Origin of the sequence: Cuniculiplasma thermophilum, from assembly GCF_052315355.1 — an archaeon.
Lineage (GTDB): Archaea > Thermoplasmatota > Thermoplasmata > Thermoplasmatales > Thermoplasmataceae > Cuniculiplasma.
Window position 1 is genome coordinate 1 of sequence record NZ_JBLSDF010000008.1, and the last position, 17,319, is coordinate 17,319.

The 17,319-nt window shown below is 38.4% G+C and carries 18 protein-coding genes and 1 tRNA gene; 5 read left to right on the forward strand and 14 right to left on the reverse strand.

Features of this window, described 5'->3' with window-relative positions; genetic code table 11:
• Nucleotides 1-473: 473 nt before the first annotated feature.
• The 7 genes from argF to ACNF42_RS02180 all read right to left on the reverse strand — a co-directional run bounded on the left by argF (nt 474) and on the right by ACNF42_RS02180 (nt 8,410).
• A complete protein-coding gene (argF, locus tag ACNF42_RS02150) occupies nt 474-1,391 on the reverse strand; it encodes an ornithine carbamoyltransferase (RefSeq protein WP_443338421.1) in 918 nt (305 codons plus the stop codon).
• Between the two features lie 8 nt (nt 1,392-1,399).
• Nucleotides 1,400-2,257 carry a succinate--CoA ligase subunit alpha gene (gene sucD, locus ACNF42_RS02155; RefSeq protein ID WP_443338424.1) on the reverse strand — a complete coding sequence of 286 codons (858 nt, stop codon included), beginning with the start codon at nt 2,255-2,257 and terminating at the stop codon, nt 1,400-1,402.
• A gap of 1 nt (nt 2,258) precedes the next feature.
• The gene (sucC, locus tag ACNF42_RS02160; RefSeq protein ID WP_443338427.1) at nt 2,259-3,365 is read right to left on the reverse strand and encodes an ADP-forming succinate--CoA ligase subunit beta; all 1,107 of its coding nucleotides are present in this window, start codon (nt 3,363-3,365) and stop codon (nt 2,259-2,261) included.
• A 72-nt stretch (nt 3,366-3,437) separates the two neighbouring features.
• The gene (gene thsB / locus ACNF42_RS02165) at nt 3,438-5,078 is read right to left on the reverse strand and encodes a thermosome subunit beta (protein ID WP_443338430.1); all 1,641 of its coding nucleotides are present in this window, start codon (nt 5,076-5,078) and stop codon (nt 3,438-3,440) included.
• 78 nt (nt 5,079-5,156) lie between these two features.
• Nucleotides 5,157-6,659: an FAD-dependent thymidylate synthase gene (locus ACNF42_RS02170; RefSeq protein WP_443338433.1), complete on the reverse strand. Its 1,503-nt coding sequence runs from the start codon at nt 6,657-6,659 to the stop codon at nt 5,157-5,159.
• Nucleotides 6,652-7,149 (reverse strand): Zn-ribbon domain-containing OB-fold protein, encoded by a 498-nt coding sequence (locus tag ACNF42_RS02175; RefSeq protein ID WP_443338436.1) that lies wholly within the window; start codon nt 7,147-7,149, stop codon nt 6,652-6,654. Before ACNF42_RS02175 ends, ACNF42_RS02170 begins: the two co-directional genes overlap by 8 nt.
• 1 nt (nt 7,150) lies before the next feature.
• Nucleotides 7,151-8,410: a thiolase domain-containing protein gene (locus ACNF42_RS02180; protein WP_443338439.1), complete on the reverse strand. Its 1,260-nt coding sequence runs from the start codon at nt 8,408-8,410 to the stop codon at nt 7,151-7,153.
• A gap of 288 nt (nt 8,411-8,698) precedes the next feature.
• On the opposite strand from ACNF42_RS02180, the gene ACNF42_RS02185 reads away from it, so the two are divergent.
• Together ACNF42_RS02185 and ACNF42_RS02190 are read left to right on the forward strand one after the other, a co-directional pair.
• A complete protein-coding gene (locus ACNF42_RS02185) occupies nt 8,699-9,301 on the forward strand; it encodes a cyclase family protein (RefSeq protein ID WP_443338442.1) in 603 nt (200 codons plus the stop codon).
• A 52-nt stretch (nt 9,302-9,353) separates the two neighbouring features.
• A complete protein-coding gene (locus ACNF42_RS02190; protein ID WP_443338445.1) occupies nt 9,354-10,031 on the forward strand; it encodes a hypothetical protein in 678 nt (225 codons plus the stop codon).
• 666 nt (nt 10,032-10,697) lie between these two features.
• Here the strand turns inward: ACNF42_RS02190 and ACNF42_RS02195 are convergent.
• Nucleotides 10,698-11,846: an LUD domain-containing protein gene (locus ACNF42_RS02195; RefSeq protein ID WP_443338448.1), complete on the reverse strand. Its 1,149-nt coding sequence runs from the start codon at nt 11,844-11,846 to the stop codon at nt 10,698-10,700.
• Complete coding sequence (locus ACNF42_RS02200) at nt 11,843-12,772, reverse strand: heterodisulfide reductase-related iron-sulfur binding cluster (RefSeq protein ID WP_443338451.1); 930 nt, start codon at nt 12,770-12,772, stop codon at nt 11,843-11,845. The genes ACNF42_RS02195 and ACNF42_RS02200 overlap by 4 nt, the downstream gene beginning before the upstream one ends.
• 606 nt (nt 12,773-13,378) lie before the next feature.
• On the opposite strand from ACNF42_RS02200, the gene ACNF42_RS02205 reads away from it, so the two are divergent.
• Nucleotides 13,379-13,564 (forward strand): hypothetical protein, encoded by a 186-nt coding sequence (locus ACNF42_RS02205; protein ID WP_443338454.1) that lies wholly within the window; start codon nt 13,379-13,381, stop codon nt 13,562-13,564.
• A 119-nt stretch (nt 13,565-13,683) separates the two neighbouring features.
• Here ACNF42_RS02205 and ACNF42_RS02210 read toward each other — a convergent pair whose 3' ends face one another.
• On the reverse strand, nt 13,684-13,842 hold the full coding sequence (locus ACNF42_RS02210) for a hypothetical protein (protein WP_443338457.1): 159 nt from the start codon (nt 13,840-13,842) through the stop codon (nt 13,684-13,686).
• A gap of 255 nt (nt 13,843-14,097) precedes the next feature.
• Here ACNF42_RS02210 and ACNF42_RS02215 point away from each other — a divergent pair, with 255 nt between their 5' ends.
• The gene (locus tag ACNF42_RS02215) at nt 14,098-14,292 is read left to right on the forward strand and encodes a hypothetical protein (RefSeq protein ID WP_443338460.1); all 195 of its coding nucleotides are present in this window, start codon (nt 14,098-14,100) and stop codon (nt 14,290-14,292) included.
• A gap of 183 nt (nt 14,293-14,475) precedes the next feature.
• Here the strand turns inward: ACNF42_RS02215 and ACNF42_RS02220 are convergent, their stop codons facing one another.
• The 4 genes from ACNF42_RS02220 to ACNF42_RS02235 all read right to left on the reverse strand — a co-directional run bounded on the left by ACNF42_RS02220 (nt 14,476) and on the right by ACNF42_RS02235 (nt 16,766).
• A complete protein-coding gene (locus ACNF42_RS02220; RefSeq protein WP_443338463.1) occupies nt 14,476-14,826 on the reverse strand; it encodes a hypothetical protein in 351 nt (116 codons plus the stop codon).
• A gap of 271 nt (nt 14,827-15,097) precedes the next feature.
• Nucleotides 15,098-15,172 (reverse strand) — tRNA-Glu (locus ACNF42_RS02225).
• Between the two features lie 210 nt (nt 15,173-15,382).
• Nucleotides 15,383-15,868 carry a MarR family winged helix-turn-helix transcriptional regulator gene (locus tag ACNF42_RS02230; RefSeq protein ID WP_443338466.1) on the reverse strand — a complete coding sequence of 162 codons (486 nt, stop codon included), beginning with the start codon at nt 15,866-15,868 and terminating at the stop codon, nt 15,383-15,385.
• A gap of 118 nt (nt 15,869-15,986) precedes the next feature.
• Nucleotides 15,987-16,766: a hypothetical protein gene (locus ACNF42_RS02235; protein ID WP_443338469.1), complete on the reverse strand. Its 780-nt coding sequence runs from the start codon at nt 16,764-16,766 to the stop codon at nt 15,987-15,989.
• Between the two features lie 109 nt (nt 16,767-16,875).
• On the opposite strand from ACNF42_RS02235, the gene ACNF42_RS02240 reads away from it, so the two are divergent.
• Entirely contained in the window at nt 16,876-17,286 is a 411-nt protein-coding gene (locus ACNF42_RS02240; RefSeq protein WP_443338472.1) for an acyl-CoA thioesterase, read from the forward strand.
• Nucleotides 17,287-17,319 lie beyond the last annotated feature (33 nt).

Sequence of the window (17,319 nt, forward strand, 5' to 3'; positions counted from 1 at the left end):
GATATCTTTTTATCAAACTCTTCCATTATTCATTGCCTCCTTGGGTTGTTCTTAGGAGGCATCCTTTTATGTTTCATGAAATTTATCCATTGTTGATGGAGTCATTTCATTTGTTCTTACACAAAATTCGGGATACTATCTAATAAAGTTTAATGAACTATAAATTTTAATGAGGTAAGCAACCGGGCTACGCTATTTTTTAGATTCATCATATTTTTGTGAAGGCGATTTTCGACACCATGAATCTGCGTAATACCTAATAACCTGGTCGGCAGTGAAGAAGTATTGTTTGCTCGGAGTTTCAATACTTTTTATTAGAAGTAAAGTATTATATAATTTATCTTCATTTCTATATTCTTAACTAACTTGAAAATTTAATTAAGGGATCTTTCAAAACACCAGAAAATAAATTTTGAAGTTAAAACCTTGAAATTTAAAAGTTTTTAATTGAATAAATAAAAATTGTATATCTCTCAATTCTCCAGAAGATATACAATTGCAGCCTTTGCGCTATGCAACCTGTTTTCAGCTTCCTGGAATATTACACTGTTTATACTGTCCGCAACTTCATCGGTCACTTCAAGACCCCTATGCGCCGGAAGACAGTGCATAAATATGTAATCCTTCTTTGCATGTGAAACCAGATCGGAATTGACCTGAAATGACCTGAAAACCTTCTCCTTCTCTTCTTTCTGCTTTTCTTCTCCCATTGAGACCCATACATCCGTATAAACTATGTCTGCATCTGTGACAGCAGTTATGGGATCATTTGTTATTTCCACTTTTGTTCCGTTCTTTTTGGATATTTCCCTTGCCGATTCCACATATTCCTTCTTTGGTTCATATCCTTTTGGAGTTGCAATTGACACATCGCTTCCTGCCATTGCTGAAGCCAGCATGATGGAATTGGCCATGTTATTTCCATCACCGACATAAGCGAATTTGAGTCCTGAAATTCTATTCTTTTTCTCTGCTATGGTAAGATAATCTGCTATAAGTTGTAATGGATGTTCCTGATCGTCCAGAGCGTTAATAACAGGTACGGATGAGTTTCTTGCCAGATCCAGAACGTTTTGATGACTAAAGGCGCGGTAAGTGATGAGATCCAGCATCCCCGATAAAACATGAGCTGTATCCGACACGGTTTCCCCTCTACCCATCTGCATGTCATTTGGATTCAGAAATATTCCATGTCCTCCCAATTGGAATATTGCAGTTTCCAATGAGACCCTGGTCCTTGTGGAGGATTTTTCAAAGATCATCCCAATTGTTCTTCCCCTTACTGATTCTCTTTGAGTGTAGCGATCTCTCTTCAATCTCATTGCGAGATTTATAACCTCAGGGAAATCATCCCCAAGATCACGAATTGAAATTAGATCTTTCTTGAACATGTTTACACCTAATCCAGTAGAGAAGGTACATCATCCGGATAATCTGCAACCTTTACTCCAGCCTCGTTGAATGCCTTTATCTTGGATTCGGCTGTTCCGACACCCTTTTCTATAATTGCACCTGCGTGACCCATCCTCTTTCCTGGTGGGGCACTTCTTCCGGTTATGTAAGCAACTACCTTCTTCGTCACGTGTTTCTTAATGTACTGCGCGGCAAGTTCCTCATTGCTTCCCCCTATCTCTCCCACCAAAACAATTTGCTCGGTGTCAGGATCCTTTTCAAACTGCTCGAGTACGTCTATGTAATTAAGGCCAACAACAGGGTCTCCACCCAGTCCTATAACTGTGCTCTCACCTCTGCCGCTCTTTGTAACTGCATCTACGATTTCATAAGTTAGGGTTCCGCTTCTTGATGCAATTGCAACATTCCCTTTCCTGAATATTTTATTGGGCATTATACCGATTTTACACTTTCCAACAGAAGTTATTCCAGGTCCGTTCGGGCCAAAAACAACTGCACCCTTTCTCTTTGCATTCAAAACTATTTCAAGAGAATCGTGGAAAGGAACGTGCTCCGTAAGAATGTATATTATTTTTAAACCCGCATCTATGGCCTCAAATGCAGCATCCTTAACAAAGGGTGCCGGTACACTTATCATTGTGGCATCTGGCTCGAACTGTAGAGAATCCCTTACGGATGCTACAATTGGAACCTTATCCATGAATTTTGTTCCATCCTTTGTGGGAGAAATTCCAGCAACTACCTTTGTTCCGTAGGCCAGCATTTCCCCAGTATGAAATGATCCCTGATGACCTGTTATTCCCTGAACTATTACCTTTGTATTCTCATTCACATATACACTCATTTTAATTACCTCCTGCTAGTTTTACCACTCTTTCTATGGCTTCCATCATGGTTGGGAATGAATCGATTCCGTTATCTTTCAAAATTTTTCTCCCCTCTTCATCTCTGACCCCACTAAGTCTCACCACTATTGGCTGTTTTATTGAAAATTTATTCTTTGCCATTACAATACCATTGGCCACTGTATCACATTTTGTAACTCCTCCGAATATATTCACCAGTATAGCTGTCGGCTTTGCTTTAAGCACAAGATCGAACGCGTTTGCCACTATATCCGAATTGTCAGTTCCACCAAGGTCCAAGAAATTTCTTGGCTTTCCCTTGTGAAGTGTCAGTGCGTCCAGTGTGGCCATTGTTAAACCCGCACCATTAGCGATTACACCTATGTTACCATCCAGTTCAATGAAGGCATAACCCTTTGACTGAGCCTCCAGCTCAAGAGGGGTCTTTTCAGGATCGGTAACTGAGAAGTCCTTGTGACGGTACAGGGAATCACTGTCTATAATGACCTTTGAATCCGCAGCCACGAGTTTTCCTTCACCAGTTATTACCAGGGGATTTATTTCCACGAGTTCGCAATCCTCTTCATTGAATATTTCGTAAAGAACGCCCAATATCTGCATGAATTGTTTTCCTATATCCTGGTCCAACTTCATGAATTTTACAGCTTCTCTTCCTATGAAATCAGAATATCCTAGGAGTGGATCTATATGCCTTGTGAATATTTTGTCGTGTGGGACCGATTCTATCTCCACTCCACCTTCTGTTGTTGCTATGATGACAGGAGCCCTTGCAGTTCTATCAAGGGCTATACTAACATACATTTCCTTTTTGATATTTATCATATCTTCGATTAGGACCTTAGTAACCTTGAGATCCCTAATTCTTGTTCCCAGAAGTTCCTTAACAGAGTTGTTTAATTCTTCCTGAGATTTTGCAAATTTAATTCCACCAGATTTACCCCTTCCTCCTAAAAGGATCTGAGATTTTACAACTACAGGCCTCTCAAAGGGTTTAATCTGCGTCACATCTTCAACAACATATCCATTAGGAACCGGAATTCCGTGGTTCCTGAATATCTGCTTTCCCATATATTCATAAAGATTCAATATTTCACCGACACCATAATGGCGTCAATAAATAAATAGTGTTTTACAGTATAAAAAGGATTAAAAAAAAGATCAGTACGGGGGCATTCCACCCATACCGCCCATGCCTCCCATTCCGCCCTCAGGATTGGGGGATGGAGCGCTTTTCTTTGATGCAACTACATCATCTATTCTTAGAATCATGGTTGCAACTTCTACCGCACTCTCAAGTGCGTGCTTCTTTACCTTCAGTGGCTCATACACGCCCAGTTCAAACATATCCGATACACTGTTGTCATTGAAATTAATTCCATATGTCTTCTTTGAATGCTCGTGTTCTGCCTTTAACTGTATCAGCGTGTTGATAGGGTCCATACCAGCATTCTCGGCGAGTGTTCTGGGTATAATTTCAAGAGCTCTTGCGAAGGATTCAATAGCCAGTTGTTCTCTTCCACCGACGGTTGTAGCATATTCCCTTATTCTTAAAGAAAGCTCAGCTTCAACTGCTCCTCCTCCGGGAAGGACTTTCCCATCTTCCTTTGTTATTGCTACAACACGTATAGCATCGTTCAGAGCCCTCTCGATCTCTGAAACCACGTGTTCTGTTCCTCCCCTAATCAATATGCTAACGGCCTTTGGATTCTTGCATCCTGTAACAAAGGTCATCCTGTCTTCTCCGATTTTTCTCTCTTCCACATTCTTTGCGGTTCCGAGAGCATCGGCAGTTAAATCATCGAGATTTGTAACTATTCTTGCTCCTGTTGCTTTAGCCAGTTTTTCCATATCACTCTTCTTGACTCTTCTTACTGCATATATGCCTTCCTTAGCAAGATAGTGCTGTGCTATGTCATCTATTCCCTTCTGGCATAGGACAACATTTGCTCCGCTCTTTTTGATCTTTGACACCATTTCTTTAAAGGTGTCCACTTCCTGATCCAGGAAATCCTGTATCTTAGAAGGATCTGAAATCTGAACCTTGGCTTCAATTTCAGTCTTTTTTATCTCCAGAGCGGAATCTATGAGTGCAATCTTTGCATTTTTTACAGTGTCTGGCATCTTTGAATGTACTTTTTCCTTATCTACTACTATTCCCTCTATAAACTCTGTCTCATTAACACTACCACCGTTTTTCTTGTCTATTTTAATGTTTGAGGGATCAACTTTTACCGAGCCGTCTCTGCTTTCTGCCACTGCATTTATGGCCTTAACAATCAACTTGTAAAGAAGATCGCCACCGAGACCAATATTCTTTCCAGATAAGGCCGTTCTTGCTATCTTTTCGAGTGTTTCATCGTCAGAAGCGTCTTTTGCTATCTTTTCGAGTTGCTTCTTTGCCTCGTTCACCGCAAGTCTGTATCCGTTTGCTATAACGGTTGGATGAACTCCCTGATCAAGAAGTTCCTCGGCCTGCTTTAGGAATTCTCCAGCCAAAACAACAGATGTTGTAGTACCATCACCCACGGCAGTGTCCTGAGATTTAGCAACCTCCACAATCATCTTTGCGGTAGGGTGTTCAACATCCATCTCCTTCAGAATTGTTGCTCCGTCGTTTGAGATTATAATATCTCCGATGGAATCGACGAGCATTTTATCCATCCCTTTGGGACCAAGTGTTGTTCTGACTGCAGCTGCTATAGCCTTTGCAGCCTCTATATTAGACCTCTGTGCATTCTTTCCCTGTTCTCTGCTAGTACCCTCTTTTAATATGAATATGGGCATTTGTCCTCCTAACATATTTATTTCCTCCTAATCAACAGGTAAATTTGTTCTTCAATATAAACTTTTCATAAGTTATAACCAATATGAAACAATCTATTTCCTGCTAAGTTCATCCAGTTTCTTCTCCTTTTTTGATTCCTGGCTAAATCTACCCAAAGGATATGAACTTCTATCCAAAAATTTGAAAAGAATTTCAAAGGATTTTTCCCTTGCAATGATCTCATCAGCTATGGATATTGATAATTTCCGAAGATCGGGGTGAGCTTGTGGCGTACTTCTTAACTCAGTAAAATATACAAACTCTCTTAGGTTCCCTTTGACTTTTATGTTATACATTGAGGCAAAGGGTAGAACGTACTGTGCCTCCACTTTCTGCCCAGCCTCCTTTATCTTCTTGTAAAGTTCTGCTGATCTATTGCATATTGCATTGAATTCATGAACCAATTCTTCATTTTTTCCTATGTATTCTGGGATCTGGAAACCGTTATCTGGCGTTAATAATCCTCTTAAGATTGAAAGCATTCTGTGCCTCTGAAATTCTCTGAATGCCCCGTAGTTCATCCTGAGTGAAAAAACATAATCAATAAATTCAAACTGCCTTGGTAACTTATCTCTTCTATTCATTCTCTGCCTTGCGATTTCTTTTATATAATTTTCCTCATTATTCTTATTTAATCTTTTATCTGAAACAAAACCTGAAATTAACTTAAGACCTTCCGCATTATAATTCAATAACTCAACATCCCTATCATAGGAATGACTATGAATATCCGATCCTTCTATAGATTTAAGTTTTGAAATGAACAAAGTATGTGCTTTTCCGTGGTCATTCCTTGCTGACTTTATTATTTCACCATATTCAGAGCCCAATTCGGAATATATAGTATTAGAGATGTCTTTAGCCTCCTTGTATCCTGCGGAGTCTAATTTCTGAATGATTCCGGCCAATGCCCTTGCATTTGATGAAATCCCTACATTGGTTAAAGTTGAAACCGGAAGTATGGCTCTTATATCATCCAAAGCCCTTGACCTTAGTGCGGTTTCATAGGCTTTCTTATTCTGTTCCGAGAAATCCTCCGATACACTACTGAACGGATTTGATTCCCGTATCATTTCTATTAATGATGGCAGGGATTTTGAATAATATGAAAACATCCAATTCATCAATTCCTCATATTCTTTTTCGAATTTTCCTTCTATTCCAGTTTTTACAAAGGGTAGATACAAATATCTGCCATTATGTTTTATATCATATCTTACATATCTTGATGACTTTTCGATGTAGGATGCTCCAATTCTAGTTTCCTCTATCTCCTTAACCAAAAGATTGGAAATATCCTGAATTGCAATATGTACATTTACAAGCTCTGCGACCGATTCATCCCCATATTCAAGAAAAACCCTTTCATAGAATTCCTTGCCTCGACTCTCATTCTTTTCAAACTCCTTTTCATAAACTTCTCTTATATCCAGTTTTGCCGTTCGGCTATATCTTGATAGAAGAGCGCCCATATCAATTTGCCTTGGAAAATTAATTAAAAATACCTGTTTGTCAAAATTTGAAAAAATAGTTGTTTTTTGTTTGTCTTCACTCATTTTCTTTTACCGGTACGAAATATACGTCCGTTGGGCTAAATTCCAAATTTCTCTTAAATTTTGCCCTTACCTTCATTCCAATCTTTAAATCCTCGGCTGAAACACCAATGATTCTTGACATGAAGAGCGAATCTACACCTTCAAATTCCACCATTATTAAATGGAACGGAGTCTGATCGAGAAACGCTTCACTGCCAAAGTAGCATGTTGTGAAAGTATGGATTTTACCAACTTGGGGAAGTTCGTACCATTCTGTTTCACTTCCACACATCATACAATGTCCTCTTGGAGTTGCATATGTGTAACCACATTTTTTGCACTTAGACCCCATTAGCTTCTTCTTTCCAAGGGCTCTGAAAAATTCAGAATCCTGTGCATAGCTGTGTATATAATCTATCTCGTAATGAGATTTTACGATAAGTGGATCTGTGTTATACACCTGAGTTACATCATCTTTTTCTTCCATCTTTGCATTATAATCGATTGTCATTTTAAACCGCCTCCATTACTGATACCGTAACATATGTTCCTGTACCAGCGTGACTATGAATTAAACCAGTCTTTGCGTTTTTAACCTGTTGAGTTCCATCTTTAAAGTGCTTATGGATCTTGTTCTGTAATTGCCAGAACATAAAAACACTCTGCATTATTCCAGTAGCGCCGATTGGATGACCACATGCAAGTAGACCGCCAGAAGGATTTACAGATACGTCACCATTCAAGTCAGCTCTACCAGATTCCACAAACTTCGCTCCTTCACCATATTTGCACAGACCCAGATCCTCATAGGTCTGTATCTCTGATGAGGTGTAAGCGTCGTGAAGTTCTACCACATCTATTTGCTTTAATGGGTCAGTTATGCCTGCACTCTTATAGGCCTCAATGGCGGCACTCCTTCCAGCTCTATATGAATGAACTCCAGGGTACTTTAAATTCTTATAGTCAGATTCCTTCTCGTGCGGCAATAATGGGACTTTTCCAAATGGTCTGTCAGAAAGTCTCATAGTATCTGTACCGGTTCCGATCCCTTTAATGAGAACTGGATTGTCACATAGCTCAAATGCCTTTTCCTTAGATGCGAGAATTGCCACAGCGGCCCCGTCAGACATTGTACATACGTCCAATCTGGTCAGTGGGTAAGAAACCATAGGAGAATTTCTCACGTCTTCAACAGTTAGATTCATTGGGCTTTGTGCATATGGGTTATGAAGCGCATTCTTATGATTTTTAACGGACACCATTGCCAGTTGTTCTGGGGTAGCCCCAAATTCGTGCATATATCTAACGGCCATCATTGCATAGTATCCTGTGTAAAATCCCCCTAGAGGATAATCAAAATTTGTATCACTTGCCAGAGCTATAAATTCGTTTCCTTTCCATGTATTGACGTGCGACATGGTCTCAAAGCCATAAACCACACACGTATCCATTCTCCCCGATGCAATCTCGCTCACACCTGTCTGAAAAGCGAGTCCACCAGTTGCTCCTCCCCCTTCCACTCTTTTGCTTGGTTTTGGTGTTAATCCAAGGTAATCCTGAGCCATAATTCCAGCCATCAGTTGTCTCTGAAAATGGTCAGAAAAATATGACGCAACCGAACCATCTATATCCTTGAGCTCAAGTCCAGCATCTGCCATTGCATAGTCAAAAGCCTTCTTTACTCTCAATCTGAAATCCATGTCCGGAGAGGCTTTGCTGAATTTCGTTACTCCTCCCGAAATCATGTACACCTCACGTTCTAATTTTCCCATATTAACCAAAAGATAATTAGATTCTAATGATATTAAACTTATACTAATTTATATAGGAAACGAATAAAAAGGTCTCGCCTTAAATCGGAAAAATAGGTTTAGTAAAATAGCTAATTTTTACTTTGTATCGTCACATGTACAGAAATGACTCCAAATTTGTTTACTTAAAAAATTAAGTGTTAACTTAAAGTCCTGTGGTCATATCTTTAATTGTGATTTTTTTAGAAGTACTGTAAAGTGTAAATGGAATATTGAAAACCTGTAAGTATTATATGGAAATATGGAAGTATGATGGACATAAGCTTACCCCTAAAAAGAGGAATAATAAATTACCCTGGCGATGCGGATTATGAAGAATTTGAATACTTTACACACGAATTGAATCATGTTCATATAATGAGGGTTCTTATGGAAACCCACTCCGGTACACATTTTGATGCTCCCTATCATATGATACCAACCGGAAAAAAGGCAAATGAAATTCCACTGGAGAATTTTTTAGGGGAGGCTACTTTGATAGAAGTTAAGGGTGATATAATTGAACCTGAACACATACCGGATGATCCAACAGAAATACTTCTCTTTAAAACTAAGAATTCAGAACTGTATGATACATTTCATAAGGATTTCACATATCTTAGTCTTGCCGCGGCAAAAAAAATAATTACAAAGCGAGTAAAATTAATTGGAATAGACTATTTGTCAATAGAAAAATTTGGATCTCCGGAACCGGTGGTTCATAAAACATTGATGAGTAAAGATATTATAATTGTTGAGGGACTTATTTTTAAAAACATAGCTCCGGGAAAATATGAATTTATTTGCCTTCCTTTAAATATGAGTCAAGACGGCGCACCATGTCGTGCCGTACTAAGGGAAAAGAATGATTGATTGTTTTATAAAATAAAACAAAATTAATATATATTGTATTTATAGTGAGTAAATGGATAACAGTAACTTGGTCGATTTTCTATTTGGAAGGAAAAATGATGACATTAATAGCAATGTCGTTAACAAGACTCTCATAACTGCCTCTGTAATCACTTTATTAGGCTCACTAATTGTTTTGGAAAATTTTTTCTTGTTGACATCATTTCTTAATTACAATCAACAAACCGGATATCAGGGCATTGAGGATATACCTATTTACTATCCCGTAAGAACTATACTTCTCATTATTGGATTAATAATCAGCGTGATTGGCTTTCGTTATTATGATTATGCGGTGAAAAAATCTCTCGGGAAATTACCCTTATTTAGACAGGCTACCTTATATCTACTTTTAGGATTAATAGTGTTTTTCATATTTGTAATAACTGTTTCCAGTCTTATAATAGGAACATATGTTTGTAATGAACTGCCGGGAAGCATACCTTACATTTCACCAGTCGAGTACATATATCTGACAGTCCTATATTTTGTTGGCATTTTCCTAATGGCTGTATCTACGATTGCTTTGACCTTTAATTTGTTCAATTTAGCTAAAAAGACGGAGATAGGAATTCTTGCCATTGTAGCCCCTCTTTATATCGTTCCTTACTTAAATGTAGTAGCGCCCCTTGTTGTAATTATAAGTGAATTCATCATAGTATTGAGAGAAGAAAAAAAGTCCAATAACTGATTTCCAAATACAATTATAAACTTATAAAAGTGTTTGGAACGACTTAATCAATACAATAATACCATAGTGGACCTTTCAAAAGATGGAATAATAACATTCTATATTTAAAATAAATCTGTGCAAGGCGCAGTGTATTGGACATTTACTAGTTAAGATAAAGAACTATCATAATAAAGGCAGGTTTGTTATGATACGATTGGATTTGATACTGAATTTATTGTTCTCCTCATTAAGCTCATAAGCGCTTCATCCAAAGAGGTTTTCTGAATTCCTCTTTATTTGCTACACGAATTCCACAGCCTTATAACTCCCCCAGAAAATATAATAATTTCTTCCTTTCACTTCCAGTATTATCACCTTTTTTCTCTACTTTCAATGAAATTTTCTTTAAAAGATTGCTGACTCACACTATCCATTGATGATCTTCAATGTATGTAAATTGCAAATAAAACATTCAAACATGAACTTCAACCTCACTCTTCTCAATGTTGTATTCATTACATGTGAAGAATGAAACATCCTCTTCATTAGGGTTATCTCATAATAACAATATATGGATGTTAATTTTCCCTATTTCGTGGACTTAAACATACCATCAGAGTCATGTTGAATTGAAATACAAAAATGCAATTGAACTTAAAATCATATTTCGTTACAAAAACATGATTACTTCACTTTCATTTCTCCAATTCCAACCCATTTTATATATTCCAGAACTTTTGGAATATTGATCCTCATTGGACAAACTTCCCTGCATCCTCCTGAGTGCGTGCAATATTCGGCCGTTGCATAGTCCTTGTTCACGATTGCAGTCCACATAGCCCCCGTAGGCCCCCCATATGGCTGCTGTCCCCAGTCTTTGCCCATGACCCTGTACACAGGGCATGCAAAATAACACCTTCCACACTTTACGCACAGTAAGGCCTCCTTCATGGATTCATCCCTGCTGGCATCCATTCTCCCGTTGTCCAGCAGTATAACGTGAACCTCCTTGGGACCTGTTGCAGGAGTGACTCTCTTGAGCTCAATATCAGCGGTTGAGCTAGGTCCTGATGTTATGTTTACATAAGTGGGCGGATACAGCCCTGCGTATGCCGACTGGACCATTGCTTCCTTCATAGCATCATACAGTGTGGGCACGATTTTGTCTATTCCAGTTATAACTATATGGACAGGCGGCAGGACTGTATCTATGCGTATGTTCCCCTCATTTTCCACCAGTATGACGGATCCCGTGTCGGCAGATATTGCGTTGGCGCCAGATATGCCGATGTCAGCCTCCATGTATTTCCTGCGAAGCAACTGCCTCACGGCAGCCACAATCTCCTCAGTGGTGGACTTGTCTGAAAGCTGCAGCCCCAGCTCCTTATGAAGCATCCTTCCTATATCCTCCCTGGTCATGTGCAGGGACGGGAATACAATGTGTGATGAGTCGTCACCGGAAAGCTGGATCAGGTAAGCACCAAGATCCGTTTCAGATATAGAATTCCCTGATTTCTCCAAGGTGTTGATGATGTCAATCTCGTGGGCGACATTTGACTTTGCCATAACAATCTTCTTGCCTGTGCCAACAATCTTCTTCAGTATGTCCCTGGCCTCGTCAGTTGTCCTTGCAAAGTATGCCTTTCCCCCTGTTGCTTCCACGGATTCTATGGTTTGCTTTACGTATGTATCAAGATGGGCTATGACATTGAGTTTAGCTTCCCTTATCTCCTCCGCCATCCTGGAGAGGTACGGATATTTCTCAAGGATGGAATCAACCTTGGGAACGTTGTTCTCCAGGGCCCTTTCAATGGCTATGTTCCAGTTGCTCATTCAATCACCTCCGCAACATCCTTAATGTTGCTCACGTACGGTTTTAGGTTCTGGTAGCATAGGGGGCAGGCAACCATGACATTCTGGGATAGGGAGAGGAGTTTACCGGCCCTGTATTTCGCTATGCTTTCACTGATATCCATATTGACGGGCCCCAACGGCCCGCCGCAGCATGTTCCCAGATCCCGGCTTGTGACCATCCTGTCCTCTATGAACTGGACGCCAGCGGTACTGGCAATCTCCCTTATCCTGTTCCCCATGGTGTCGTATCTGGAATACAGGCATGGATCATGGAAGACGAACTCTCCCCTGCCGGAATATTTCTGGATCAGAGTCAGGTAGTTGTGAACCTCAATGTCCGCGCCGAAATGCTCTTTGAGCCTGTTCATGGCATTTGTCGTGTGCGGGTCCACGGTTATGACACGCCTTACGCCATGATCCTTCATGAGCTTCAGCACCCTTGCACCGTATTCCCAGAACTGGTCAAGCATGCCCAGTTCGAGCAGCAAACCCCCGCTGTAAGGCTCGTCATCGTACAGGTATCCATGGTCTATGCCATTTTTCAGGAGGAGAGTCGAAATGTTTGAAAGAATCCTGTAGCCTCTCCTTAGATCGTCCTTGTCAGGCTTTATGAAAAATTTTCCTAAGGAAGCAAGTCGTGCTGAACCACCCATCCTTGCGAATGTTGAGAGATGCTTCTCGTAAGCCCTGAACAGGCTGGAAAGCTGATACATGAAGGAAGTATATATAATGGTTTCACCACCCTTCCTGAGTGTATCTGTCCATGCGCTGCATATTGACCTGTCTATGGGAAAAGGCACATAGTTCTTCATGAGGGAATCCATCATGACATCCCGTATACTCTCCAGCTGCTGGAACATCAATTTGCCTAACTTTTCATCTGCTTTCTTGACTTCTGCGCTCATATTTTCTCACCATATTGAATTCTTAGAATACCGACCTTGCGTATCATGAGAAGTTGTTCGCAAGCCTTTCAAGGCGTCTATCTCTATTGATACCCTGTCACAACCCGTAAATATAAGCCTTTATCTCAACTCCCAATATTTTAATTTTTACTATACCATCAGTTTGAAATTGATATTATAGATTCCCTATTGAACTTAAAAATATTTCGCCTTCTTAATTAGATTTTCCATGTTATCGGCATTTTCGAATCTATTTATCTCAATAATTTAATGATTATCTCTTTTTTCAGACTGACTGAAATTTTTATTCACATCATTTAGACAGACAAAATTCTGGTGTTTTGCACAAGATCGGAGTTTAGGGAAAGTTAACATCTATTATTATTGTGGGATCAGCCTGATGAAGGATGACATGCCCTTTTTATCACTTACACAGCAATAAGGAGTTGTCTCACTTTTCATGAATAGTCCTACAAATATCTAACACTAGTAACAGAATTATAATATTTGGATATGCCCGAACAGAATATTCCTTTTATTATGGAATTCATAGAGAATAAAGTTTCGTAGGATAAAAGAAGGAGAAAATTCAAAGATGGACAGATTATGGAAATGATCGAAATCATTCATAGACCATCACTCCAAACATTGTCCAGGAGGGCAGGAACATTTGATGTTCATGGCATAAACAGAGAAATTAAATTTCTTTGTACAATGGAATCAATTGCTGCAATTGATTCCTTCATCATCCATAACCGCAAGAAGGAAAACAAGGAAGAATTACAGGGATAGCGAATTACTGTTTCTCACACTTTGAGACAACCCTTCCAAACAATTAAGAGTCAATTACCGCCGTTACGCATCCTTTCCTTTTCACCATATTGCTTTCCTTACTTATTAGCTTAGCCTTCTCAATCTTTGCCTCCCTGATAGGAAGCAGAACATAGAAACGCATTTTTATACTGAATCGGTGTGAGATAGTTCAGTGATGAGTGTCCATTGATTATTGCGGATATCTCTGATTTGGCCTGTTCGTAATCCACCAGGATGATGGGTGCAAGTAACTCCATCTTAATCTTGTTGGATCTCTCTACGATGCCCTTTTTTAGGGTGTATGCTGCCTTATGAGCTTCTGCGTGACATTGTTTGACTTCAGCGTTTATTTGAACTAAATTGCAAGGAAAGAGGATCTGTTATAACATCGTATCACGGGTTCTGCTAATGAATCCTTTCTGAGATTCTACCTTGCATCCTTACCTTTAGGCTATCGGCCCAAGGGTCCAAGGATGCTGGGAGAGAGGTTGATGGAATATATAGGGGGATAATTGGTTAATGACTATGAGGAGATAATGCAGTTTGAAAATGTCTGGTACATAAGAAAAAGATCATATGACACTGCAACCTTCCTGAAGACCATTGCATACAATCTCACGGTCACACCATATATGAAAATGGCAGACAGGCCACGGGAAATAAAAAATCGTCAGTTGTTAAATTGTGAGACACCCTATAAGATTTGATGGAATATGTCTCAATAATTTCAGAGTTAGATTGCGTTATTAATTCCTAAAGGAATTAATCTATCTGATTATAGAATCAGATAACGATTGATTGCTTAGTTACTTATCGGGTCATTATATAAATGTTTACACATCCTCACTTATATTCCCATTCATTGTCTCTTTGGTAAACAGAGCAGCAATTTATGATGCTAAGTCATATACGAGTAAAACTAATACAATATGTGACCAAGCAAGAAAATCATTTTTACCAGATATACCTAAAATAACTGCCGCAACCACTGGAACAACTCCAACTACTAAAGGGGCTCCCATATTATAAACGAGCGCAGCACCTGAATATCTAAATCTGGCCGGAAAACTTTCACTCAAATAAGGAGAGAACGCACCATTGCCTAATTCATATTCGAAGAACAATAAAATCACTTGAAATAGAACTCCTGATAACAAATAATGAAAAGTCATCATCAATACAACTGGGGATACAAATAAAGATTTTGAGAGTGTCACTAAAAAAACAGGTTTCCTGCCCACCTTATCTGAAATACATCCTGAGATAATTAAGACCTTAATTATGCCTATTCCCGAAGAAATCACAGTAGAATTGCAAATGCTCTTTTAATTCCGAATGCTACTAGAAATTCCTCACCGAAGACTGCAATCAAGCAAAAAGTCGAGGTGTTAAAACAAGCATCTATTGTTACAATCATCACTTTTTTTGTAAATTTTTTCATAATAATTTCAAATTATATATCTATTCAATGCCCATAATATAAGAAGGATTAATATGTACCTTTTGGTAACATGCTCCGGTCGGGATTTGGACCCGAGTCGGGGGATTGAGAGTCCCTAATGCTTGGCCTGGCTACACTACCGGAGCTTACTGGAACAGGCATTCCATTGTAGCATTTATTATTTTTGCTCAATGCCATTCCCTAAACTGAAATATTAAGGCATAACATATTTAATTTATGAGAGCATTGAAAATTTATGCCCAAAATAGGATGCAGTTTAGAAATGCCCTCCAAGGAAGATAATGATCATAAATACTTCAGATCGATTTCTATACTATTTTTCATAATTCTTCTCATTAATTTTCTGCGATCTTTTTTTCGATCTTAACCTTATTTTCCTCTTCTAAATTTCCTTTCAGTTCTTCGAGAATTTTCAGAACTTTCCTGGCCTCCTCTTCATTCATAAAGGAAAATGCCTCAGCTAGTATTTCATCGTGTATGATTCGCATTTCATCTATGAATTTTTCCCCCTTTTCTGTTGCACTGATATAGATAACTCTTCTATCTGTGTCCGACCTGTTCCGTGAAACTAGGCCTTTGGTTTCCATCTTATCTATCATTCCAGTGATCCACGCCTGGGTTACATAATTCTCATCGGCCAAGTTAGCCATTGTCATTTTGCCATTTTCCTTTAAAATTCTTAAAATTCTGTATTCCAGAACACTAATATTGTTTTCGTTGAACTTGCTCTCTACCTTTTTGTATAATATCTTGTACAATGAAATTAGATTTCGCCATATCTTTGTATATAGCTCGGGATTACACTGCTTTTCGTTGACCATTTTACTCATTCCTTTTAGCGTCTAAAGGATCCAAGAAGAGATAACTTATTGCTATAAAATATTTAGCACTTAAACATCAATATAAAAAGTAGATTTGGTTATCAAATAAGTTATATTTTTATGCAACAGACAAAGTTTTCTCGTATTGTTTTTCCACTAGTTCTTTTATTTGATTCTCTGCGGAAGTATCATAAATACCAATATCTATTAATTCTGTATTGTTGAGTATATCAAGAATGGCTTCACCACCAAATGTTTCCCTGTTTCCACTTTCTGCGTTTATTGAGGCTAACTGTTCATCCTGAACATTTATTGTAAATTTCATCGTCTTTGATGTTCCTATTACAATGCAGTTTTTTATTTCCTGTGCTTTGGTTTTAATATAGGGTATAGCTTTAGCTCCAGAAAGGGTGACGGTTTCAAGCAAATATTCTCTTCCCTGTTCTCTATAGTTAATCAGACTCAACATTTCAGGGACCCTTAACAACAAGTGCCTCTTAATCATGTGTTCAGGAGAAAGACAGAAATTCTCACCCTTGAATTTCTCAAAGAAAGGCAGAGTTGTTTCTGCATCCCAATCAATAGTTAGACTCGTTCCGGTTGAGACTGTTGAAAGGTTCAATCTGATGTTCATTCTTATTTCCTTTCCGAGACTCTCGCAGTTATAATTAATCTCTTTCCCCTTCAATGTTGGACCGTTCATTATTCCATAAAAAGAATTTCCCTTTGTCTGATCAACATCTGGCGCAAAAATTATGTCCCATTTGTCATCAGTTATCTTCTTTAAAATCACTACATGCGACATCGGATTAAAGAAAAGCCAAGGATTTGATACATATTCGGAAACAACAGGAGGAGGCATTGGAAACTCAATTTTGGCTGTATACGAATTCTTCATAGAAAGATTAGGTCATAGAGCTATAAAAATTTTTATCAGTTTCATTTTTTAGAAAGATTTAAGAGATGTTGAAAAAAATCTAATTATATTCCCTTAAACTAACTGGTTCATGGATAAACCCATAAGTAGAGTCAAAGTACAGTTAAGAATAGGCGATATAGACGGCTTAAATCATGTGAATAATGCAAATTATCTTACATTTTTCGAAATTGGTAGGGTAGATTATTTTATGAATACATTAAAGGTTCAAGACATTAACGACTTGAGCTTCGTTGTGAAGAATGCAGAGATTGAATATAAAAGACCGATCCATTTTAATGATAATCCAGTTGTTGAGACCTGGATTTCAAAAATAGGAAATACAAGTAGTGTTTTTTCTCACAGAATTTTTGAACAAGAAAGTAATATTTTGTATGCTCAAGGAAAGATTGTAATTGTCTATATAGATAAAAAAGGGAATAAAATCGAAATCCCTTCTGACCTTAGAGAAAAACTCAGAGAATTTGTAATAGAGATATAATAAATGAAAATATGAAACAAAAATATCTTATTT